This window comes from Enterobacter sp. RIT637 (genome assembly GCF_019718755.1).
GTDB lineage: Bacteria > Pseudomonadota > Gammaproteobacteria > Enterobacterales > Enterobacteriaceae > Enterobacter.
Genome location: NZ_JAIHAZ010000009.1, coordinates 17,407 through 38,897, shown reverse-complemented (window position 1 = coordinate 38,897; position 21,491 = coordinate 17,407). Strand labels below are relative to the sequence as shown.

Here is a 21,491-nt window from a genome sequence, read left to right as displayed (position 1 = left end):
ACCATGATGAAATTAACCTCACTCAAAAGCCTGTGCCTGATGCTGGTCGGCACAGCATTCACCACCCACGCGGCCGTAAACCTCGACCGCACGCGCATCGTCTTCCCGGAAAGCGACAAAGCCAGCAGCCTGAAGGTTGAAAACCAGAGCAAGGCGTTGCCTTATCTGGCGCTCTCATGGATTGAAGATGAAAAGGGCCGCAAAGAAGACACGCATTTCATGGCGCTCCCTCCTATTCAGCGCCTTGAAGCGGGCTCCGCGTCGCAGGTCAGGATCGTTAAGCAAGCGGCCACCAGCCAGTTGCCGAAAGACCGAGAATCCCTCTTTTACTTCAATCTGCGAGAAGTGCCGCCTAAAAGCAGCAGCGCCAGCGAGGAACGCAGCGTCATGCAGGTCGCGATGCAGAGCCGAATTAAGCTGTTCTGGCGTCCAAAAGCGATTACCAAAAAGCCCGGTGAGCAGGCGGAAATGCGCATGGAAATTTCAGCCAATGCCAAAGGCCTGACCGTGCATAACCCTACGCCGTATTACATCACCCTGGCGTGGCTCAGCAAGAATGCGAAGACCATGCTGCCGGGCTTTGACAGCCTGATGATCGCCCCTTTCGCGACAGCAACCACGTCTACGGGTGACTATCACGGCAACTACTACAGCATCGGTTACATCGACGATTACGGTGCGTTGAAAAAAGTCGACGCGCAGTGCGCCGGAACGGCTCAATGCACGCTCACCGAACGGAAGATCGATAAAGATGCGAAAGCTCGCTAACCTACTGTTTATTTTGCTGGTTTCGATACTACCTTTTAAAGAGGCGCTGGCACTCGACTGCTATCTGGGTGGCTCCGGCGGTCCAGTGGAAGAAACCAAAACCATCTCGCCGTTTGCCATACCCAGTAACGCGCAGGTGGGTGAAAAAATTTGGGAGTCGGATGACATTAAAATCCCGGTGACGTGCGATCACAACGTTGCCGGCGGTTTTGAAAAAGAAGATGTCTTCGGATGGGTAAACCCCTACCCGTCTGTATCGGACCCGTATTATGAACTTGGCGTAACCTATGAAGGGATGGATTACGACGCAACCGGGCAGCCTAACGGCGTAGATACCCGTCAGTGCCTGGATAACCACAATATCCTGATTTATACCCCGGCACAGATCCGACAGATGGGTTGGGAGAATCTTATTTGCTCCGGAAATGCAGATGATATCCACACGTCACGCACTTTTGTTGCCCGACTGCGCTTATATGTAAAAATCAAAGCCATGCCGCCCCACGGCTACGTTAGCTCGCTGAGCGATTACATCGTTGTCCAGTTTGACGGCAAAGGCGGCGTGAACCAGATGGCGGACGCGAAAAACCTCAAGTACCACATTACGGGTCTGCAAAACATTACCGTACTGGACTGCGGGGCGACGTTCAGTATTTACCCTGAGAACCAGGAGATTGATTTCGGCACCTTTAGCGCTCGCGATATAGTGAATCAACAGACGCGTAAACGAACCTTTTCGGTGAAGACGACGAAGGTGCAGGATGCGCAATGTTCAGACGGGTTCAAGATGGACTCGTCGTTCTATACCAGTGAATCGCTTACCGCCAACGATACCGCGCTGCTAATAGGTAATGGCCTGAAACTGAGGATCCTTAACGGGACCGAGCCCTACACCTTTAACCATTACAACGAATATGCGGATTTTACGGGCAGCACGCTACAGTATCAGCAGGATTACACCGCAGAGCTATCGCCGGTCGAAGGAAAAGCGATCCAGTCCGGCCCGTTCGAAACGGTGGTGCTGTTCAAAATTAACTACCACTAAAAACAAAAAAGCCGGGTTTCCCCGGCTTTTTCATATCAACCATTTTAGCTGGCTTTGCGCTCGTGCGCCTGGCGATACTCGACCAGATCTTCAATCGTTACTACCGGCATGTTGTGCAGACGGGCAAAGGTGATGCACTCCGGCGCGCGCGCCATGGTGCCGTCATCGTTGGTCAGTTCGCACAGCACCCCCGCAGGTTTGAAGCCTGCCAGCGTCACCAGGTCGATCGTCGCTTCGGTATGACCGCCGCGGGTCAGCACGCCGCCCGCCTGCGCACGCAGTGGGAAGACGTGGCCAGGACGATGCAGATCGGATGGCTTCGCGTCGTCTGCAATCGCGGCGCGTACGGTGGTCAGACGGTCAGCCGCAGACACACCGGTGGTCACGCCATGCGCCGCTTCAATGGTCACGGTAAAACCGGTACCAAAGGCGCTGGTGTTGTTTTCGACCATCATCGGCAGGTCGAGCTGCTTACGACGATCTTCATTAATACACAGGCATACGATGCCGCTGCCGTGACGGATGGTCAGCGCCATCTGTTCAACGGTCATGTTTTCGGCGGCGAAAATCATGTCGCCTTCGTTTTCACGGTTTTCATCGTCCAGCACCATCACACCGCGGCCTTCGCGCAGTGCATCCAGTGCATGTTCAACACGTTGAGTTGAAGTGCCAAAAGAGGAAAGTAGCGTCTGATTCATGGTAAAAAAACCTCATTAACATTATGGTTACCAGAATCAGGGCAGTCTTAGGAGCGCCGTATAAGCGGCAAAAAGATAACGTGAGCGGGCCCATGCCCGACTGGATCGTTACTCTCTCCCATCCGGACTCTAACCGTCGGCCCCGGAATTACACCGGATCTGCTGACCTTTGAGAATTCACCCAAAGCGCTCGCGGGCTTTCAGCGTTGAGCTGATTTACCGCCGGTGGGGAATTTCGCCCCGCCCTGAGAATAAGCGAGATAACTATAACGCTATTGATTATCCTGGGCAATGCATAAGCATCAAACAATTTTGTTTAACCCGAGGCATGCAGGCTACAATAGGCACTAACACCTTTTCATCAAGGGAAACGACAATGATTGACCCAAAGAAAATTGAGCAAATTGCGCGTCAGGTTCATGAATCTATGCCGAAAGGCATTCGTGAATTTGGTGATGACGTAGAGAAGAAAATCCGCCAGACGCTGCAGGCGCAGTTGGTTCGCCTTGATTTAGTCAGCCGCGAAGAGTTCGACGTGCAGACCCAGGTTCTGCTGCGCACCCGCGAGAAGCTGGCGCTGCTGGAACAGCGTCTGACCGAGCTGGAAAACCGCAATGCGCCGGAAGAAGTGAAGCCAGCACCGGCTATTCCACCCGTGGACGACCAGGCGTAGGTCGGGTAAGGCGCAGCCGCCACCCGACATAAAAAAACGGGCCAACAGGCCCGTTTTTTACTGACTGTCTTTCTGGATCTTCTTGATGATGTTGGTGGTTGAGCACCCGTCCTCAAAGTTGAGCACCATCACCTCGCCGCCGTTCGCCCAGACCTCTTCGCTACCCGCGATTTGCTCCGGCTTATAATCGCCGCCCTTCACCAGCAGATCCGGCAGAATACCGGCAATCAGACGCTGCGGGGTGTCTTCTTCAAACGACACAACCCAGTCCACCGCTTCCAGCGCGCCGAGCACAATCATGCGCTGTTCCAACGGGTTCACCGGACGTGTTTCGCCCTTCAGGCGCTTCGTCGACGCATCGCTGTTGACCGCCACAATCAGGCGATCGCCCAGCTTGCGCGCATTCGCCAGATACGAAACGTGGCCCGCGTGCAGGATGTCAAATACGCCGTTGGTCATCACCACTTTTTCACCACGCTTGCGCGCGGCGGCGACGGCCACCTTCAGCTCGTCTTCGGTCATGACGCCAAAACCGGTATCCGCACGACCGCGCACCGCGTTTTCCAGCTCAATAGGCGAAACGGTAGAGGTCCCGAGCTTACCGACGACCACGCCCGCCGCGGCGTTAGCGAAGTAGCACGCCTCTTCCAGCGAGTTTCCTGCTGCCAGCGTCGCCGCTAGCACGCCGATCACCGTATCACCGGCACCGGTCACGTCGTACACTTCCTGCGCCTGGGTTGGCATATGCAGCGGTGCTTTGCCCGGTTGCAGCAGCGTCATCCCCTGCTCGGAGCGGGTGACAAGCAGCGCGGACAGCTCGAAATCAGCAATGATCTTCATGCCGCGCTCAACCAGCTCTTCCTCGGTTTTACACTTGCCCGCCACCGCTTCAAACTCGGAGAGGTTTGGCGTCAGCAGCGTCGCGCCGCGATAGCGCTCAAAATCGGTGCCTTTCGGGTCGATCAGCACGGGTACATTGGCTTTACGCGCCAGCTGAATCATCGTCTGCACGCTCGCCAGCGCGCCTTTGGCGTAGTCGGACAGCACCAGCGCGCCGATATTGCCCAGCGCCTGGTTGATGCGCTCGTGCAGCGGCTCGGGATCGACACCCTCGAAACCTTCTTCAAAGTCGAGGCGGATCAGCTGCTGGTTGCGCGACAGCACGCGCAGTTTGGTGATGGTCGGGTGGGTCGGAACAGAAACGAAGTCGCACTTCACGTTCACGTCCGCCAGCGACTTGCTCAGCGCGCGGGCTGCATCGTCGATACCGGTCAAGCCCACCAGACGCGAATGCGCCCCCAGTGAAGCAATGTTCATCGCCACGTTTGCCGCGCCGCCGGGACGCTCTTCAATGGTGTCGACCTTAACCACCGGCACCGGTGCTTCCGGAGAGATGCGGCTGGTCGGGCCGTACCAGTAACGATCCAGCATCACATCCCCAACAACCATAACCCCAGCACGTTCAAACTCTGGCAGTGTTACTTTCATTCCTGACTCCAGAAAGATTCACAATTTGCGCGCGATAATATCACACTTGATTTGTTACGCACGGCTCCACCAGCCATTTCTGCCAGCTTGCCGTGACCTGTGCGCGTTCACCTGAGAAACACTCCTGCGCAACATGACCCGGCTGTTCCTGCAATGCCAGATGATGAAGCTCATCGCGCAGCGTGGTATAGGCGCGGGTTAAGGCCTGCGCCTCCTGCTCGTCCATGATGTCGTTTTGCGTCAGCAGTTCCAGAATGCGCACGTTATCGGACCAGCGCGTCAGCTTCGGCTTGTCGTGCGCGTGCAACAGCACCAGATACTGGGTGATGAACTCAATATCGGTTATCCCGCCCTCGTCGGCTTTGATATCAAAGCGATCGCGGTGTTTATTGCCGAGATGCGCGCGCATTTTCTCGCGCATTTCACGGACTTCCGTTTGCAGCGTGGCCCCCTCACGTACCGTCGTCATGACGTCCTTGCGAACGGCATCGAACTGCATTTTCAGCTGAGGATCGCCATACACGACGCGGGCACGCACCAGCGCCTGATGCTCCCACGTCCAGGCTTCGTTCTTCTGGTAATCGGCGAAGGAGTCCGTTGAGGTCACCAGCATGCCCGCCGCGCCGGACGGACGCAGGCGCGCATCCACTTCATACAAAATGCCCGACGAGGTGCGGGTACTGAACAGATGCATGATGCGCTGCGCCAGACGCAGGTAGAACTGGCGCCCGTCAATCTCACGCTCGCCGTCGGTCATCACGTCAACCGGGCAGTCGTGCAGGAAGATTAAATCCAGATCGGAGCTATAGCCCAACTCCCAGCCGCCAAGCTTGCCGTACCCCACGACCGCAAAGCCGCGCCCTTCACGGTCGGCCAGGTGTTTCGGCTGGCCGTAGCGCGCCACCATCTGCACCCACGCCTGATGCACCACCGCGTCGATGATCGCTTCCGCAAGCCAGGTTAAGTGATCGCTCACTTTCATCACCGGCAGCGTTCCGGCGATATCCGCTGCCGCCACGCGCAGCATCTGCGCCTGCTTAAACTGGCGCAGCGCCTCAAGCTGCTGCTCTTCGTCCTCTTCCGGCACGCGCAACAGATACTGACGCAGCTCGTCGCGGTAGGCATCCGTCGCCGTAGGCTGATACAGCGTGTTCGGATCGAGCAGTTCATCCAGCAGCAGCGGGTAACGTGCCAGCTTGTTCGCCACCATCGGCGACGCGGCACAGAGGGAAATCAGATGCTTGAGCGCCCCCGGAAACTCGCTCAGGAGCTCCAGATAGGTGGTACGCGTGATAATCCCGCTCAGCAGCGGCATCATGCGCGACAGCGGTACCGGCGCGTCCGCCCGCGAGCAGACCTCGCTCAGCAGGTGCGGCATCAGGTGATCCAGCACCTGACGACCGCGCGGGCCGATGGCGCGTTTGTTCAGCTCAAGACGGAAATCCGCGATCAGCGCCACCACGCGGTGGCGCGCGTCGTCACTCAGGTGCGCCAGCACGGGGGTCGTGTCATCTTCCTGAAGCGCATCCTGCCACAGCTCGCGCCAGTGCTCGGAAAGCGCATCGTCCTGGGATTCACTTTCGTCATCACCAATCAGGTCGTTAAAGATGCGGCGCACGCCCGCCATGTGGGCATCCAGCCGCTCGGTTAACGCAGCCCAGTCATTCACGCGCATGCCCCAGGCCAGACGCGCCCGGTTAAGGTCATCGCCCGGCAGGGTCTGGGTTTGTTCGTCGTTGATGCTTTGCAGCAGGTTTTCCAGACGGCGCAGGAAAAGATAGGCCTCGCGCAGGGTTTGCGCGTCGCCTTCCGGCAGCAGGTGCAGCTGCTCGATGGCGCTCAGCGTCGGCAGCAGCGAGCGGGACTGCAGCGAAGGCTCACGGCCACCGCGAATTAGCTGGAAGACCTGCACGATAAATTCGATTTCACGAATTCCGCCCGCGCCGAGCTTGATGTTGTCCTTCAGACCACGACGGCGCACCTCACGGGCGATCATCCCTTTCATATTACGCAGGGACTGGATCACGCTGAAGTCGATATAGCGACGGAACACGAACGGGCGCAGCATGGCGCGCAGCTCGTTGGCGTAAGCGTCGTCGCTGTCGCCCATGATCCGCGCTTTAACCATCGCGTAGCGTTCCCAGTCGCGCCCCTGCTCCTGGTAATAATCTTCCAGCGCGGCAAAGCTCAGCACCAGCGGGCCGCTGTCGCCAAACGGCCGCAGGCGCATGTCCACGCGGTAGACAAAACCGTCCTGCGTCGGCTGATCCAGCGCCTTAATCAGGCGCTGGCCGAGACGGGTAAAGAACTGGGCGTTGTCCAGCTCGCGACGGCCGCCGCGCGTGGAGCCGTTCTCGGGCCAGGCAAAAATCAGGTCGATGTCGGAGGAGAAGTTCAGCTCGCAGCCGCCCAGCTTGCCCATCCCCAGAATCAACAGCGGCTGAGGAACCCCTTCCTCGCTGCACGGCGTGCCCCACTCTTTACAGCAGGCGGCGTAGAGCCAGTCGCGCGCGGCGACAATCAGCGTTTGCGCCAGCTCGCTTAGCTGCTGCAGCGTGCTCTCTTCGCTTACCAGCTCCAGCGATTGCGCCCAGGCAATGCGTACCATCACCCGACGGCGGAACTGGCGAAGGACGCGCATCAGCGTCGCTTCATCCGCAACGTCTTCGAGTGCGGTTTGCAGCCAGCCGGCATAATGCCGCCACTCGTCCGCTTGCGGCGGTGCGTTTTCAAGCTCTGCCAGCCAGTCCGGGTTGGCGGCGATACTTTCCTGCACAAAATCACTGAAGGCGAGCACGCTCTTTGCCTGCTCGCTTAACGATGAGGCCGGTAATGACTCAGGCAGACGTTCGCAAACGGTCTGCCACTGCTGCTGTAATTGCGAAGAAAGCGGCATTATTGGGGTTCCTTGCCAGAGTTAACGTTTTCCGCTGTGCAGCCAGAACGGCTCCTGCGAAATGGCCTCGTTACGGAAATGCTCAATCTCAATATGCTGGCGGGTTTCAATGGCATGCTTCAGCCCCTGCCAGTTTTCCAGCCAGGCCTGCGCCTTCACGCCGTCATAGGCACCGGAGAGCAGCACCATGCTGTCAATATTGCGCGAAAGACGAGGAAGCTGATCGCCATACTGGTCGCCCAGCGGGTAAGCAAACGTAGTCTTCAGTTCGGCGGCATGACGGGAAAGATGAATATCCGCGAAACGCTTAAAGTTTTCCGCGATTTTGGCCTCTGCTTTCGCATCCAGGAAGGCGCGCCAGCCGCGCGTCACCAGGAACTCGGTCAGCGCCAGTTTTGCCGCGGCAGTTTGCGGGCTGTAGATCGCCGTTTGCGCGGAGACGTCGGAGAGCATCAGCGCTTCGGTTTGCGTCAGCAGATCGCGTAAGTGAGCACTCGCTTTGCGAGGAACGATACCGCCGAACAGCGCAAGGGTATGACGCACCAGGGCAATGGCCGCCAGCACGTGGGATTTCGCGTTTTTCACATTACGCACCCACAGCTCTTCATGGTACTGCCACTGGGAAAGCGCCAGTTCAAGCGCGGCTTCCATACCCTGTTCAACGCTGGCTTTCGGCGCGACGTGCAGAATAGTCGTCTCTTTCACCACGCGCGGCGCATTCCCCGCCGCCAGATGGTAGCCGCGAGCGGCTTTGCTCAGGCTTCCCTGACGCAGACCCGACTGGTTCACCAGCTTGCGCGCCAGCTTCAGCACGTCATTCGCGTCACCTTCCAGCAGTTCAAGCTCCAGTTCGCAAATCGGTTCCTGGAACTCTCCCGCCTTCACCTCGCCCAGATCGAGGGCGATTTCAATACGGCTTTTGCCTTCCGTCACCAGCCATTTCTCGCGCCAGAAATCGGTGCTAAACAGCGGCTTTACCTCTGCGGATAAGGTTTCCGGGAGTTTGCCTTCCGGCCAGACCTCAGCCGGAAAATGTTCAAGCTCAAGTTCTGGCTTACTGATGTCGATATTGTATTCCGGGCGCTGGTGCAAACCGCCCACCACGCGACCGGCAATTTTCATCGTCATCTCGTAGCGCCCGTTCGCGCCACGAATGCGCAGGCCCATATCGTGACGACGCAGCCAGTTATCCGGCGTTTCGTAATAGATATTAAACAGTTGTACCGGTTCATGGTGTTCGCCGGAAAGCGTGTGCAGATGCTGACGGAGCGCGTCAACGCTGTCTTTTTCGACGATAAACTTTAATTCGATTTCTTGTGCCATAGCCTTGTACTTTTGCCTGCGTCACAGACGCGTCGATGAAGGCGAACTTCCTCGCCATTTGTTTGTCAGTACATAGTATTTTGCGCCAAATTACCACGCAATGAGCAATTTGACGGGCGTAAAAGTTTGAAGTGGTGGAAATCACGACACAGATGATTCCGATTGATGACGAATCCTTTGCGTAGCGACACTGATACCACTACTATCGTTCCACTATTTATGAAAATAACGACTGATATGCTTAAATTACGCCTGATTGGACTTACTTTACTCGCTTTTAGCGCCGCAACCGCGGTCCACGCTGAAGAGAAGCGTTACGTTTCTGATGAACTGAACACCTGGGTACGCAGTGGCCCTGGGGACAATTATCGCCTCGTGGGCACGGTAAATGCCGGCGAGGAAGTGGTTCTGTTACAAACCAATGCAGACACCAACTACGGTCAGGTACGCGACAGCTCCGGCCGCACCTCCTGGATCCCGCTGAAAGAGCTGAGCAACGTGCCAAGCCTGCGCACCCGTGTGCCGGATCTGGAAAACCAGGTGAAAACCCTGACCGATAAGCTAACCAACATCGATAACACCTGGAACCAGCGCACGGCAGAAATGCAGCAGAAAGTGGCCCAGAGCGATGGCGTGATAAACGGTCTGAAGGAAGAGAATCAGAAGTTGAAAAACGAACTGATTGTCGCGCAGAAGAAAGTGAATGCCGCCAACCTGCAGCTTGATGACAAACAGCGCACTATCATCATGCAGTGGTTTATGTATGGCGGCGGCGTGCTGGGCGTCGGTCTGGTGCTGGGTCTGGTGCTGCCAATGCTGATCCCAAGCCGTAAGCGCAAAGACCGCTGGATGAACTAACTCGTCTTCTCTGCCACACTTACGTATTATCTTGCGAAAAGAGAAAACGGGAGCGTGTGTGTGAAGAGTTATCTGGTCGGTGGTGCGGTACGTGATGCGTTGTTAGGTCTGCCGGTCAAAGATAAAGACTGGGTGGTGGTGGGCGCCACCCCTCAAGAGATGCTCGACGCGGGCTACCAGCAGGTAGGCCGCGATTTTCCCGTTTTTCTTCATCCTAAAAGCCGTGAAGAGTACGCTCTGGCGCGTACCGAACGTAAATCCGGCTCTGGCTATACCGGCTTTACCTGCTACGCCGCCCCGGATGTGACGCTGGAGCAGGATCTGCTGCGCCGCGATCTCACCATCAACGCCCTTGCGCAGGACGAGAATGGTCAGATCGTTGATGCCTACGGCGGTCAGGACGATCTGCGCGACCGTCTTTTACGTCACGTTTCCCCTGCGTTTTCTGAAGATCCGCTCCGCGTGCTGCGCGTGGCGCGTTTCGCCGCGCGTTATGCGCATCTCAGCTTCCGTATCGCTGATGAAACCATGGCGCTGATGACCGCGATGACCGAAGCGGGCGAGCTGGAACACCTGACGCCAGAACGCGTCTGGAAAGAGACGGAAAACGCCCTCACGACCCGCAATCCGCAGGTCTTTTTCCAGGTGCTGCGCGACTGCGGTGCGCTAAAGGTGCTGTTCCCGGAAATCGACGCGCTGTTTGGCGTCCCCGCCCCGGCGAAATGGCACCCGGAAATTGATACCGGTATTCATACCCTGATGACGCTCAGCATGGCCGCCATGCTCAGCCCGGACGTGGACGTGCGTTTTTCCACTCTGTGCCACGATCTCGGCAAAGGGTTAACGCCGAAGGAGTTCTGGCCGCGCCATCACGGACACGGTCCGGCAGGCGTGAAGCTGGTCGAAGGCATTTGCCAGCGTCTGCGCGTGCCAAATGAGATCCGCGACCTGGCAAAACTGGTGGCAGAGTTCCACGACCTCATCCATACCTTCCCGATCCTGAAACCGGCCACCATCGTGAAGCTGTTCGATAACATCGACGCCTGGCGCAAACCCCAGCGCGTGGAGCAGATCGCCCTGACCAGCGAAGCCGACGTCCGTGGTCGCACCGGGTTTGAGGCGTGCGATTACCCGCAGGGTCGCTTGCTGCGCGAAGCCTGGGACGTGGCGAAAGCCGTACCCACGAAAGATGTTGTTGAAGCAGGATTCAAAGGACCGGAAATTCGGGAAGAGTTGACGAAACGCAGGACAGAAGCGGTCGCGGCCTGGAAGGAAAAGCGTTGCCCTCAGCCAAAAGACTGAGGGCCGCAGGTCATCAGAAGAAGACCACGTACACCGCAGCCGCGACGATAAAGCGGTAGATCGCGAACGGAATGAACGAGATACGCTTGATCAGCTGCAGGAAGGTTTTGATGGCGATCAGCGCCACGATGAAGGCGGTGATAAAGCCCACGGCGAACATCGGAATGTCGCCGGTAGTCAGGAAGTGGTAGCTCTTATAGACGTCGAGCACGGTCGCGCCCATCATCATCGGCACCGCCAGCAGGAACGAAAACTCGGAAGCCGCGTAACGGCTTACGCCCATCAGCATGCCACCAGAAATGGTCGCCCCTGAACGGGAGAAGCCCGGCCATAGCGCCAGACACTGGAAGCAGCCAATGATAAACGCCTGACGGTAGGTCATATCGTCCAGACCTTCCGCACGCGGAGTTTTCGGTTTCAGCACTTCTGCTGCGATCAGCAGGAAACCGCCGACCACCAGCGCATACATCACGTTAATCGGGTTAAACAGCGATTTGATGGTGTCGTGGAATACCAGCCCCAGCACGACCGCCGGGACCATGCCGAGCAGAATGTGAATCAGCGTCAGACGGCCCTTGCCTTCCCCTTCACGCTGCGGCAAACGGCCAAAGTGGATGCCGATCAGGCCAAACAGACGACGCCAGAACATCACGACGACGGCCAGAATCGAACCCAGCTGAATCACCACTTCGAACGTCTTTGCGGTATCGCCCTCAAAGCCCAGCAGGTGGCCGACGATAATCATATGGCCCGTACTGGAAACCGGCAAAAACTCCGTCAATCCTTCGACCACACCCAGTATTGCCGCCACCAGCAGCGAGTGCATATCGCTCATCTATAAACCCCTAAAAAGATATAAAAAAACGGTGTCCCACGTGGACAACCGTGAAAGATACAGCTTTATGACCGGTATAACCTAAAATGGTTTAGCGATTATGACGTTAAATCTTTGCTTTCAGATTATTGCCACGCTCGATAATCACGCCTACGTTGGCAGCGCGCGCTACCGCCCCCGGTTTGCTTAACTTGATGCGTACCCATGGGGAGTTAAATTTGGTCAGCAGCAGGTCCGCCACCTCCTCCGCCACGCGTTCCACCAGCGCAAAACGCTGCCCTTCCACGTGTCCCACGACCGCGTCACTGATGTCGGCATAGCTCAGACAGTCCTTCACGTCATCGCTTTTTGCCGACGCGCGGTTATCCCAGCCCATTTCGATATCGAACACCAGCTTCTGCTCGATGGTCTGTTCCCAGTCGTAAACACCAATAGTGGTGATTACCGAAAGTTGCTCTATAAATACAATATCCATCACGACCTGCCTGCTTTTTGGCTAAACCGGATACCACTTCCGGCGAATTATGCGTATTATCCACAGATGCTGAGAATACAGATACATTTTCAAAACGGAACAGCGTTATGAGTGCAATCGCGCCTGGAATGATTATCCTCGCCTACCTTTGCGGCTCAATCTCCAGCGCCATTCTGGTCTGCCGCATCGCCGGGTTGCCTGACCCACGCGAAAGTGGTTCCGGGAACCCGGGGGCGACCAATGTACTACGAATTGGCGGCAAGGGAGCAGCCGTAGCGGTTTTGATTTTTGATGTACTGAAAGGGATGCTACCCGTCTGGGGCGCGTATGCGCTGGGCGTCACGCCATTCTGGCTCGGTCTTATCGCCATCGCCGCCTGCGTCGGCCATATCTGGCCCGTTTTCTTTGGCTTTAAAGGTGGAAAAGGCGTTGCGACGGCCTTCGGTGCGATTGCACCTATCGGCTGGGATCTCACCGGCGTCATGGCAGGGACCTGGCTGCTCACCATTCTTCTGAGCGGCTACTCGTCGCTGGGCGCTATCGTCAGCGCGCTGATTGCCCCGTTCTACGTCTGGTGGTTTAAACCCCAGTTCACCTTCCCGGTGTCGATGCTCTCCTGCCTGATCCTGCTGCGCCATCACGACAATATTCAGCGCCTGTGGCGTCGTCAGGAAACCAAGATCTGGACGAAGCTCAAGCGTAAGAAGAAAGACGCCAAATAAAGCGTTCGTTATGCCTTATAACCAAATGTGATTTTGGTCACCTTCTGCCTGTGGTAACTGTTAGAGACACAACACAACCACACAAAAAGAAAAATGGCAGAAATTACAGATACAACTCCCCTTTCAACGGCAGGAAGCACCCCGGATGGCGACATCCAGTGGGTGCGCAGCGCATCGGACGTTTCACGTCTGGTTAACGACGGTTCTCAGGGCCGGGCCAACGCCCGTATCGTGGTCGGTATCGCGCTGGGCGGTATTTTTCTCGACGCCTACGATCTCGGCGCGCTGGCGTTTGGCATCAAGGACATTACCCGCGAATTCAATTTAACTCCCGCAGGCACCGGCATGGTGGCGTCGGCCATTACCTTTGGTGCTATCGTCGGGGCGCTGCTCGGCGGCTATCTCACGGATAAAATCGGGCGCTACCGCGTGTTTATGGCCGATATGGTCTTCTTTGTCGTCGCCGCTATCGCCTGTGCTCTCGCTCCGAACGAATATGTGCTGGCGGGCGCGCGCTTTGTGATGGGGCTCGGCGTGGGGATCGACCTTCCCGTGGCGATGGCGTTTCTCAGCGAGTTCGCCAGACTGAAAGGTCCGGGAAACAAAGCTTCCAGCGTCGCGATGTGGTGCCCCACCTGGTATGCGGCCATCAGCGTCTCCTACCTGCTGGTGCTGTTCTTCTACGCCGTGCTGCCGGAAAGCCACAGCGACTGGCTCTGGCGCCTGATCCTCGGCTTTGGCGCAGTGCCCGCGCTGGTGATTATCGCCATCCGCAGCCGCTATATGAGCGAATCTCCGGTCTGGGCGGCGAATCAGGGCAACCTGAAAGAGGCGGCGTCCATTTTGCGACAGTCGTACAACATTAACGCCCACGTGCCGCAGGATGCCCTTGACCAGCCCGCGCCGGTGGTTAACAAGGCAAAATGGTCGAACTACCTCAACCTGTTCCGCGGCGTCTATCTGCGGCGCACCACGCTCGCCACGCTGCTGTCGGTCGTCTCTTCGTTCGCCTATAACGCCGTGGCCTTTGGCCTGCCGGTGATTATTTCAAGCTTCTTCGTGCAGTCGATGCTCACCACCATTTTGATATCGCTGGCGCTGAACCTGCTGTTTGCGTTTGTCGGTGGGTTACTGGCAGTGCGCTATGTTCCACGCTTCGGCGCGTGGCGGATGTCGCTCGCGGGCTATGCCTGCCAGCTTGTGGCGCTGCTGGGCCTGGCGCTGATTGGCCGACCGGAAGGTGCCTCTGAAGGGGTGCTTGCTGTTTCGATGCTGGCGCTTTTCCTGTTCGGTCAGGGATTTGGCCCTGGCGCGCATACCATGACGTTCGCCTCGCTGAGCTACCCGACTTCCCTGCGCGGCGTGGGCGTGGGTCTCAACCAGACACTAATGCGCAGCAGTTCGACGCTCTCACTGTTCCTGTTCCCGCTGCTGGTTGCTTCGCTGGATACCGCCGTGTTCTGGGTGATTGCGCTGGCACCGTTTATCGGCCTGGCGTCGCTGCTGGCGATCCGCTGCGAACCGTCCGGGTATGATGTGGATGCGGAGGATTACCGCTAGCCTTTCCTGCCGGGTGGCGCTGCGCTTACCCGGCCTACACTGCGCATTATCTTGTAGGCCCGTGCAAGCGTAGCGCCGCCGGGCGAAAATCACATGAGCCGTTTTTTATCCATAAGCGACTCATATGACAGCCTTCATTTGTGCCAGGGCATACTGAAACGACCCCGATGGTGAGCAGATGGATGCAGCATGTTAGCAGCTCAGGTCACTGATAATACGTACAAAGGCTGGCAGGCTTCGCTTGCCCTGCAGTTTTGTCACACCCCTGAGAAAACCCTCCTGTACTCCGCTCATCACGTCGGGCCGCTTACCGTTCAGCGTCCGTTTTATCCTGAAGGGGAAACCTGCCACCTTTACCTGCTGCACCCGCCCGGCGGGATTGTGGGCGGCGATACGCTGGACATTTCCGTTCGGCTGGACGCCAAAAGCCATACGCTTATCACCATGCCCGGGGCCAGCAAGTTCTATCGCAGCAGCGGCCCGCAGGCCCGTCTGAGCCAGCATTTTTATCTCGAGGAAAATTCCACCCTGGAGTGGCTGCCGCAGGACACCATTATTTTTCCCGGCGCGAATGCCGCGCTGTGCTCCGTCTTCCACCTGAAGGCCTCCAGCACGCTGCTGGCGTGGGAGCTGTACTGCCTGGGTCGCCCGGTGATCGGTGAGACCTTCAGCCACGGCACGCTGGAGAGCCGTCTTGAGGTGTGGGTAGATGACGAGCCGCGCCTGATTGAGCGCCAGCATCTTAGCGACGGCGATCTCACGCCCGTCGCCGGACATCCGTGGATCGGCACGCTGCTGTTCTACCCAGCCCTGGAAGAGCATCTCGACGCGGTGCGCGAACGGCTCGCACCGCTGGAAAATTATGCGGGTGCAACGCTCACCGATGACCTGCTGTCGGTGCGTTTTCTCTCCCACGACAACCTGATTTGCCAGCGGGTGATGCGCGATATCTGGCAGTCGCTTCGCCCGCTTCTCACCACCAAAACCGCCTGTTCGCCGCGTATCTGGCAGACATAAGAGAAACGTTATGGAACTGACCCCCAGAGAAAAAGACAAGCTGTTGCTGTTTACCGCCGCGCTGGTTGCCGAGCGCCGCCTTGCGCGCGGGGTAAAGCTCAATTATCCGGAATCGGTCGCGCTGATCAGCGCCTTCATTATGGAAGGCGCGCGCGATGGCGAAACCGTCGCCTCGCTGATGGAGGCGGGCCGCCACGTCCTGAGGCGCGACCAGGTGATGGAGGGCGTCCCGGAAATGATCCCGGATATTCAGGTCGAAGCCACCTTCCCGGACGGTTCCAAGCTCGTCACCGTCCATAACCCGATCGTCTAAGGAGCGCGTGATGATCCCAGGTGAATATCAGATCAAACCGGGCAATATCAGCTTTAACGTCGGGCGAGAAACCCAACGCGTGGTTGTCGAAAACCACGGCGACAGGCCGATCCAGGTCGGATCGCACTACCATTTTTACGAGGTCAATCCGGCGCTGAAATTCGATCGGGAAGCCACCAAAGGCTACCGGCTGAACATCCCGGCGGGCACCGCCGTGCGCTTCGAGCCCGGCCAGAAGCGGGAAGTCACGCTGGTTCAGGTCACCGGCGCGCAGCGCATTTTCGGCTTTCGCGGCGAGGTGATGGGAGAGGTGAAACATGGCTGAGATTTCACGCCTGGCGTATGCCGATATGTTTGGCCCCACCACCGGGGATAAGGTGCGACTGGCCGACAGCGAGCTGTGGATCGAAGTGGAAGACGATCTCACGATCTACGGCGAAGAGGTCAAATTCGGCGGCGGGAAGGTGATCCGCGACGGCATGGGCCAGGGGCAGATGACCGCTGATGCCTGCGTGGATCTGGTGCTGACCAACGCGCTGATCGTCGATCACTGGGGGATCGTAAAAGCCGATATCGGCGTCAAGGACGGGCGGATCTTCGCCGTTGGCAAAGCCGGGAACCCGGACATCCAGCCCGGCGTGACGATCCCGATTGGCGCGGCAACGGAAGTGATTGCCGCCGAGGGGAAGATCGTTACCGCTGGCGGGATCGACACCCACATCCACTGGATCTGCCCGCAGCAGGCGGAAGAGGCGCTGGTCTCCGGCGTCACCACCATGATCGGCGGCGGCACCGGACCGGCGGCGGGCACCAACGCCACCACCTGCACGCCGGGGCCGTGGTATATCGCCCGCATGCTGCAGGCTGCCGATACGCTGCCGGTGAATATCGGCCTGCTCGGCAAGGGTAACGGCTCCAACCCGAACGCCCTGCGCGAGCAGATCGCCGCCGGTGCCATCGGGCTGAAGATCCACGAAGACTGGGGCGCGACGCCTGCGGCGATCAACTGCTCGCTGGAGGTGGCTGACGAGATGGATATTCAGGTGGCGCTACACAGCGACACGCTGAACGAGTCCGGTTTTGTCGAAGACACGCTGGCAGCCATCGCCGGGCGCACCATCCACACCTTCCACACCGAAGGCGCGGGCGGCGGCCACGCGCCGGATATCATCACCGCCTGCGCGCACCCGAATATTCTGCCCTCCTCCACCAACCCGACGCTGCCCTACACGGTCAATACCATCGACGAGCATCTCGACATGCTGATGGTCTGCCACCACCTCGATCCGGATATCGCCGAGGACGTGGCGTTTGCCGAATCCCGCATTCGCCGGGAAACCATCGCCGCGGAAGACGTGCTGCACGACATCGGCGCGTTCTCGCTCACCTCGTCAGATTCGCAGGCCATGGGCCGCGTCGGGGAAGTGATTATCCGCACCTGGCAGGTGGCGCACCGCATGAAGGTCCAGCGCGGCGCGCTGCCGGAAGAGACCGGCGAGAACGACAACTTCCGCGTGAAGCGCTATGTCGCCAAATACACCATTAACCCGGCGCTCACCCACGGCATCGCCCATGAAGTCGGTTCGATTGAGGCGGGCAAGCTGGCGGATCTGGTGGTCTGGTCCCCGGCGTTCTTCGGCGTCAAACCCGCCACTATCGTCAAGGGCGGGATGATCGCCTGTGCGCCGATGGGCGATATCAACGCCTCGATCCCGACGCCACAGCCGGTGCATTACCGCCCGATGTTTGGATCGCTGGGCGCCGCGCGCCACGCCACCCGGCTGACGTTTATCTCGCAGGCCGCCAGCGCGAACGGCATCCCGCAGCAACTCAGCCTGCAGAGCGCCACCGCGGTGGTGAAAGGCTGCCGATCGGTGAAAAAGGCGGACATGATCCACAACGGCCTGCTGCCGAATATCACCGTCGACTCGCAAACCTACGAGGTGCGCGTCGACGGTGAACTGATAACCAGCGAACCGGCTGACGTACTGCCGATGGCGCAACGCTATTTCCTGTTTTGAGGAGTGATGATGATCTACTTAACCCAACGCCTGGACCATGCGCACCCGATTACCGCCAGCGTCACGCTGCCGATTGACGTGCGGGTGAAAAGCCGCGCCCGCGTATCGCTGAACGACGGCCGCGAAGCCGGGTTGATGCTGCCGCGCGGCCTGCTGCTGCGCGGGGGCGACCTGCTGACCACCGACGACGGTAGCGAGGTTGTCGAGGTGATCGCCGCCCCGGAGTCTGTCTCCGTGGTGCGCTGCGCCGATCCGTTCCTGCTCGCCCGCGCCTGCTACCACCTGGGCAACCGCCACGTGCCGCTGCAGATCATGCCCGGCGAGCTGCGTTATCACCACGACCACGTTCTCGACGACATGCTGCGCCAGTTCGGGCTGGAGGTGACGTTCGCCACTCTGCCGTTTGAACCGGAAGCAGGCGCGTACACTAGCGATGCTCACAGCCACTCTCACGCTCATTCACATTAAGGATTAATCATGCGTAAGTATTTACCCCTGCTGCTTCTGGCCTTTTCCGTTCCCGCACTCGCCCATCCCGGCCACGGTGCCGACAGCTTTCAGGCCGGTTTTCTCCACCCGCTGACCGGGTTCGATCACCTGCTGATGCTGGCGGGCGCAGGCGTGCTCTCTGCCCTGAGCGGCCGCAAACTCCTGCTGCCGTTTGCCACCCTCGGGATGATGCTTCTCGGTGCCATTGCGGGCAGCCTGCTCGGCGGCTTTAGCGGCATGGAGATGCTGATTATCGCCTCGCTGGCGGTATCCGGCGTGATGATGTTTAAAACTGAAAACCGCCTGCTGCTGGCGGTGCCTGCCCTGGCGATGTTCCACGGCTGGGCGCACGGCGTGGAGATGTCCGGCCACAGCTTCTGGCTCTTCACCAGCGGCTTCATGCTCGCCAGCGCCACGGTGCTGTGCGCCAGCTTTGCTGCAGGGCTGCTGCTGCGCCGTCACGACGGCCTGCGTAAAACCTTCGGCGGCGGGCTGATTGTCTCCGCCCTGCTGGCGCTGATGAGCTGATGGAGCACGCGCGCCAGCGGCTGCGCCTGATGCAGCTCTCCAGCAGCAGCCTGCCGGTCGGGTCGTTTACCTGGTCGCAGGGGCTGGAGTGGGCCGTTGAGGCAGGCTGGGTCACGGACGCCGACGCCTTTAAACGCTGGCAAATCCAGCAGATGGAGCAGAGCTTTTTCTGCGTCGACCTGCCGCTGTTTATCCGTCTTTATCAGGCCTGTGAGCAACGCGATCTTACACATGCAAAACGCTGGACGGCATACCTTCTCGCCTGCCGGGAAACGCGCGAGCTGCGCGAAGAGGAGCGTAACCGCGGGGCGGCGTTTACGCGGCTGATTAAGAGCTGGGAGCCGAACTGTCCGCCCGAATGGCTGCCGCTGTTTATGCAAAGCCAGCTCTGCGGCATGGCCTGGCTCGGCGTGCGCTGGGGCATTAGCGCGCGCGAGCTGGCGCTGAGCCTCGGCTACAGCTGGATGGAGAGCGCGGTGATGGCGGGCGTCAAGCTGGTGCCGTTTGGGCAACAGGCCGCGCAGCAGCTGATTATCGACCTGAGCGACCACTACGCCGCTAGTTTTGAACAGGCATTGTTACGTCGCGACGACGCGCTGGGGGCAGCGACGCCGCTGTCCGCCATCGCCTCCGCGCGCCACGAAACCCAATATTCACGACTATTCCGTTCCTGAGGAGTCAACATGGCTGATTACAAACATCCCCTGCGCGTGGGCGTAGGCGGCCCGGTAGGGTCGGGCAAAACCGCGCTGCTGGAAGCGCTCTGCAAGGCGATGCGCGATACCTACCATCTTGCGGTGGTGACCAACGATATCTACACCAAAGAGGATCAGCGCATCCTGACCGAGGCTGGCGCGCTGGACCCGGAGCGCATCGTGGGCGTAGAGACGGGAGGCTGCCCGCATACCGCCATTCGTGAAGATGCGTCGATGAACCTGGCGGCGGTAGAGGCGCTAAGCGAGAAGTTCGGCAATCTGGATCTCATCTTCGTTGAAAGCGGCGGCGATAACCTGAGCGCCACCTTCAGCCCGGAGCTGGCGGATCTGACTATTTACGTCATCGACGTGGCCGAAGGGGAAAAAATCCCGCGCAAGGGCGGGCCGGGGATCACCAAGTCCGATTTTCTGGTGATCAACAAAACCGATCTCGCGCCGTACGTCGGCGCGTCGCTGGAGGTAATGGAGAGCGATACCAACCGCATGCGCGGCGATCGTCCGTGGACGTTTACCAACCTGAAGGCGGGTGACGGTCTGGCGACGATTATTGCGTTTCTGGAAGAGAAAGGGATGTTGCGGGTGTAGTGCGGTTTATTGCACGTTAGCACACGTGGGTGTTGTAGGCCCGGTAAGCGCAGCGCCACCGGGCAAAAAAACTTACGCCTCCGGCAGTTCCGCCAGCGGCCAGCGCGGACGCACGGACACGCTCAGGTCGGACGTTGCGCCCGCATTCAGGCGCACCATACCGGCGTAAGCAATCATCGCGCCGTTATCAGTACAAAATTCCGGACGGGCATAGAACACTTCCCCGCGACGCTTTTGCATCATCTCGGCGAGCTTCGCGCGCAGCGTGCGGTTGGCGCTTACGCCGCCGGCCATTACCAGACGCTTAAAGCCGGTCTGATCCAGTGCGCGCTTGCACTTAATCATCAGCGTATCCACTACCGCATCTTCAAACGCGCGGGCGATATCTGCGCGGGTCTGCTCGTCGTTGTCGTTATTGCGGATCGTGTTCGCCGCGAAGGTTTTCAGTCCGGAGAAGCTGAAATCCAGCCCTGGACGGTCGGTCATCGGGCGCGGGAAGACAAAGCGCCCTTCCGTTCCCTGGGACGCCATTTTTGACAGCATCGGGCCGCCAGGGTAATCCAGCCCCAGCAGCTTGGCGGTTTTATCGAAGGCTTCACCGGCGGCGTCGTCGATCGACTCGCCCAGCAGCGCGTACTTTCCAATGCCCGTTACGCTAATCAGCTGCGTATGGCCGCCGGAGACCAGGAGCGCCACAAACGGGAATTCAGGCGGATTCTCTTCCAGCATCGGTGCCAGAAGATGCCCTTCCATATGGTGAACCGGGATCGCCGGCACATCCCACGCGAACGCCAGCGAACGACCCACCGTTGCGCCAACCAGCAGCGCGCCGACCAGGCCAGGGCCTGCGGTATACGCCACTGCATCAATCTCTTTTGCCGTTAATCCCGCTTCTTTCAGCGCCGCCTGAATCAGGGGAACCGTTTTACGCACGTGGTCACGAGAGGCCAGTTCAGGGACGACGCCGCCGTAGTCAGCGTGCAATTTCACCTGACTATACAGCTGGTTGGCCAGAAGCCCTTTTTCGTCGTCGTAAATGGCGATGCCGGTTTCATCGCAGGATGTTTCAATACCCAGTACACGCATGACTTGTTTTACCTCGTTTCAATACCGCGCAGTGTAGAGCCTGGGCGGGTTGATGTAAAACTTTGTTCGCCCCAGGAAGAAGGCTCGTGTATA

At 58.8% G+C, this 21,491-nt stretch carries 22 protein-coding genes and 1 riboswitch; of the genes, 15 read left to right on the top strand and 7 right to left on the bottom strand.

Annotated features, from left to right (window positions below; all coding sequences use genetic code 11):
* Window positions 1–6: 6 nt before the first annotated feature.
* On the top strand, window positions 7–768 hold the full coding sequence (locus K5E19_RS14380) for a molecular chaperone (RefSeq protein ID WP_221551931.1): 762 nt from the start codon (window positions 7–9) through the stop codon (window positions 766–768).
* Window positions 752–1,813 (top strand): fimbrial protein, encoded by a 1,062-nt coding sequence (locus K5E19_RS14375; protein WP_221551819.1) that lies wholly within the window; start codon window positions 752–754, stop codon window positions 1,811–1,813. The genes K5E19_RS14380 and K5E19_RS14375 overlap by 17 nt, the downstream gene beginning before the upstream one ends.
* A 44-nt stretch (window positions 1,814–1,857) precedes the next feature.
* Here the strand turns inward: K5E19_RS14375 and ribB are convergent, their stop codons facing one another.
* Window positions 1,858–2,511 carry a 3,4-dihydroxy-2-butanone-4-phosphate synthase gene (gene ribB, locus K5E19_RS14370; RefSeq protein WP_045330061.1) on the bottom strand — a complete coding sequence of 218 codons (654 nt, stop codon included), beginning with the start codon at window positions 2,509–2,511 and terminating at the stop codon, window positions 1,858–1,860.
* Window positions 2,512–2,617: 106 nt separating this feature from the next.
* A riboswitch (FMN riboswitch) is annotated at window positions 2,618–2,768 on the bottom strand.
* Between the two features lie 119 nt (window positions 2,769–2,887).
* Between ribB and ubiK the strand changes: the two genes are divergently transcribed.
* On the top strand, window positions 2,888–3,184 hold the full coding sequence (gene ubiK, locus K5E19_RS14365) for a ubiquinone biosynthesis accessory factor UbiK (protein ID WP_003862539.1): 297 nt from the start codon (window positions 2,888–2,890) through the stop codon (window positions 3,182–3,184).
* A 57-nt stretch (window positions 3,185–3,241) separates the two neighbouring features.
* Here the strand turns inward: ubiK and hldE are convergent, their stop codons facing one another.
* Genes hldE through K5E19_RS14350 form a run of 3 tightly spaced genes read right to left on the bottom strand, consistent with a single transcriptional unit; the run spans window position 3,242 to window position 8,891 of the window.
* Complete coding sequence (gene hldE / locus K5E19_RS14360; RefSeq protein ID WP_221551818.1) at window positions 3,242–4,672, bottom strand: bifunctional D-glycero-beta-D-manno-heptose-7-phosphate kinase/D-glycero-beta-D-manno-heptose 1-phosphate adenylyltransferase HldE; 1,431 nt, start codon at window positions 4,670–4,672, stop codon at window positions 3,242–3,244.
* Between the two features lie 40 nt (window positions 4,673–4,712).
* Window positions 4,713–7,568, bottom strand: a complete 2,856-nt coding sequence (glnE, locus tag K5E19_RS14355) for a bifunctional [glutamate--ammonia ligase]-adenylyl-L-tyrosine phosphorylase/[glutamate--ammonia-ligase] adenylyltransferase (protein WP_221551817.1) — start codon at window positions 7,566–7,568, stop codon at window positions 4,713–4,715.
* Window positions 7,569–7,589: 21 nt separating this feature from the next.
* The gene (locus K5E19_RS14350; RefSeq protein WP_221551816.1) at window positions 7,590–8,891 is read right to left on the bottom strand and encodes an inorganic triphosphatase; all 1,302 of its coding nucleotides are present in this window, start codon (window positions 8,889–8,891) and stop codon (window positions 7,590–7,592) included.
* Between the two features lie 237 nt (window positions 8,892–9,128).
* Between K5E19_RS14350 and K5E19_RS14345 the strand changes: the two genes are divergently transcribed.
* A complete protein-coding gene (locus tag K5E19_RS14345) occupies window positions 9,129–9,749 on the top strand; it encodes a TIGR04211 family SH3 domain-containing protein (RefSeq protein ID WP_010435686.1) in 621 nt (206 codons plus the stop codon).
* A 60-nt stretch (window positions 9,750–9,809) separates the two neighbouring features.
* On the top strand, window positions 9,810–11,051 hold the full coding sequence (locus K5E19_RS14340; protein WP_221551815.1) for a multifunctional CCA addition/repair protein: 1,242 nt from the start codon (window positions 9,810–9,812) through the stop codon (window positions 11,049–11,051).
* A gap of 13 nt (window positions 11,052–11,064) precedes the next feature.
* Here the strand turns inward: K5E19_RS14340 and bacA are convergent, their stop codons facing one another.
* Both bacA and folB read right to left on the bottom strand, forming a co-directional pair.
* Window positions 11,065–11,886, bottom strand: a complete 822-nt coding sequence (bacA, locus tag K5E19_RS14335) for an undecaprenyl-diphosphate phosphatase (RefSeq protein WP_211446420.1) — start codon at window positions 11,884–11,886, stop codon at window positions 11,065–11,067.
* A 106-nt stretch (window positions 11,887–11,992) separates the two neighbouring features.
* Complete coding sequence (folB, locus tag K5E19_RS14330; RefSeq protein WP_221551814.1) at window positions 11,993–12,361, bottom strand: bifunctional dihydroneopterin aldolase/7,8-dihydroneopterin epimerase; 369 nt, start codon at window positions 12,359–12,361, stop codon at window positions 11,993–11,995.
* A 107-nt stretch (window positions 12,362–12,468) separates the two neighbouring features.
* Between folB and plsY the strand changes: the two genes are divergently transcribed.
* The 10 genes from plsY to ureG all read left to right on the top strand — a co-directional run bounded on the left by plsY (window position 12,469) and on the right by ureG (window position 20,312).
* Window positions 12,469–13,083, top strand: coding sequence for a glycerol-3-phosphate 1-O-acyltransferase PlsY (gene plsY / locus K5E19_RS14325; RefSeq protein WP_010435699.1), 615 nt, complete (start codon window positions 12,469–12,471; stop codon window positions 13,081–13,083).
* Window positions 13,084–13,176: 93 nt separating this feature from the next.
* Window positions 13,177–14,643 (top strand): MFS transporter, encoded by a 1,467-nt coding sequence (locus K5E19_RS14320; protein WP_221551813.1) that lies wholly within the window; start codon window positions 13,177–13,179, stop codon window positions 14,641–14,643.
* Window positions 14,644–14,832: 189 nt separating this feature from the next.
* A complete protein-coding gene (locus K5E19_RS14315; RefSeq protein ID WP_221551812.1) occupies window positions 14,833–15,660 on the top strand; it encodes an urease accessory protein UreD in 828 nt (275 codons plus the stop codon).
* Between the two features lie 10 nt (window positions 15,661–15,670).
* Window positions 15,671–15,973 (top strand): urease subunit gamma, encoded by a 303-nt coding sequence (locus K5E19_RS14310; RefSeq protein WP_006811999.1) that lies wholly within the window; start codon window positions 15,671–15,673, stop codon window positions 15,971–15,973.
* 10 nt (window positions 15,974–15,983) lie between these two features.
* Window positions 15,984–16,298 (top strand): urease subunit beta, encoded by a 315-nt coding sequence (locus tag K5E19_RS14305; RefSeq protein WP_221551810.1) that lies wholly within the window; start codon window positions 15,984–15,986, stop codon window positions 16,296–16,298.
* Complete coding sequence (ureC, locus tag K5E19_RS14300; RefSeq protein ID WP_221551808.1) at window positions 16,291–17,994, top strand: urease subunit alpha; 1,704 nt, start codon at window positions 16,291–16,293, stop codon at window positions 17,992–17,994. The genes K5E19_RS14305 and ureC overlap by 8 nt, the downstream gene beginning before the upstream one ends.
* Before the next feature lie 9 nt (window positions 17,995–18,003).
* Window positions 18,004–18,462: an urease accessory protein UreE gene (ureE, locus tag K5E19_RS14295; protein WP_221551930.1), complete on the top strand. Its 459-nt coding sequence runs from the start codon at window positions 18,004–18,006 to the stop codon at window positions 18,460–18,462.
* 9 nt (window positions 18,463–18,471) lie between these two features.
* A complete protein-coding gene (locus tag K5E19_RS14290; RefSeq protein WP_221551806.1) occupies window positions 18,472–19,011 on the top strand; it encodes a HupE/UreJ family protein in 540 nt (179 codons plus the stop codon).
* On the top strand, window positions 19,011–19,685 hold the full coding sequence (locus tag K5E19_RS14285; protein ID WP_221551804.1) for an urease accessory protein UreF: 675 nt from the start codon (window positions 19,011–19,013) through the stop codon (window positions 19,683–19,685). The genes K5E19_RS14290 and K5E19_RS14285 overlap by 1 nt, the downstream gene beginning before the upstream one ends.
* A 9-nt stretch (window positions 19,686–19,694) precedes the next feature.
* On the top strand, window positions 19,695–20,312 hold the full coding sequence (ureG, locus tag K5E19_RS14280; RefSeq protein ID WP_221551802.1) for an urease accessory protein UreG: 618 nt from the start codon (window positions 19,695–19,697) through the stop codon (window positions 20,310–20,312).
* Between the two features lie 72 nt (window positions 20,313–20,384).
* Here the strand turns inward: ureG and tsaD are convergent, their stop codons facing one another.
* The gene (tsaD, locus tag K5E19_RS14275) at window positions 20,385–21,398 is read right to left on the bottom strand and encodes a tRNA (adenosine(37)-N6)-threonylcarbamoyltransferase complex transferase subunit TsaD (RefSeq protein ID WP_120158602.1); all 1,014 of its coding nucleotides are present in this window, start codon (window positions 21,396–21,398) and stop codon (window positions 20,385–20,387) included.
* Window positions 21,399–21,491: the final 93 nt, after the last annotated feature.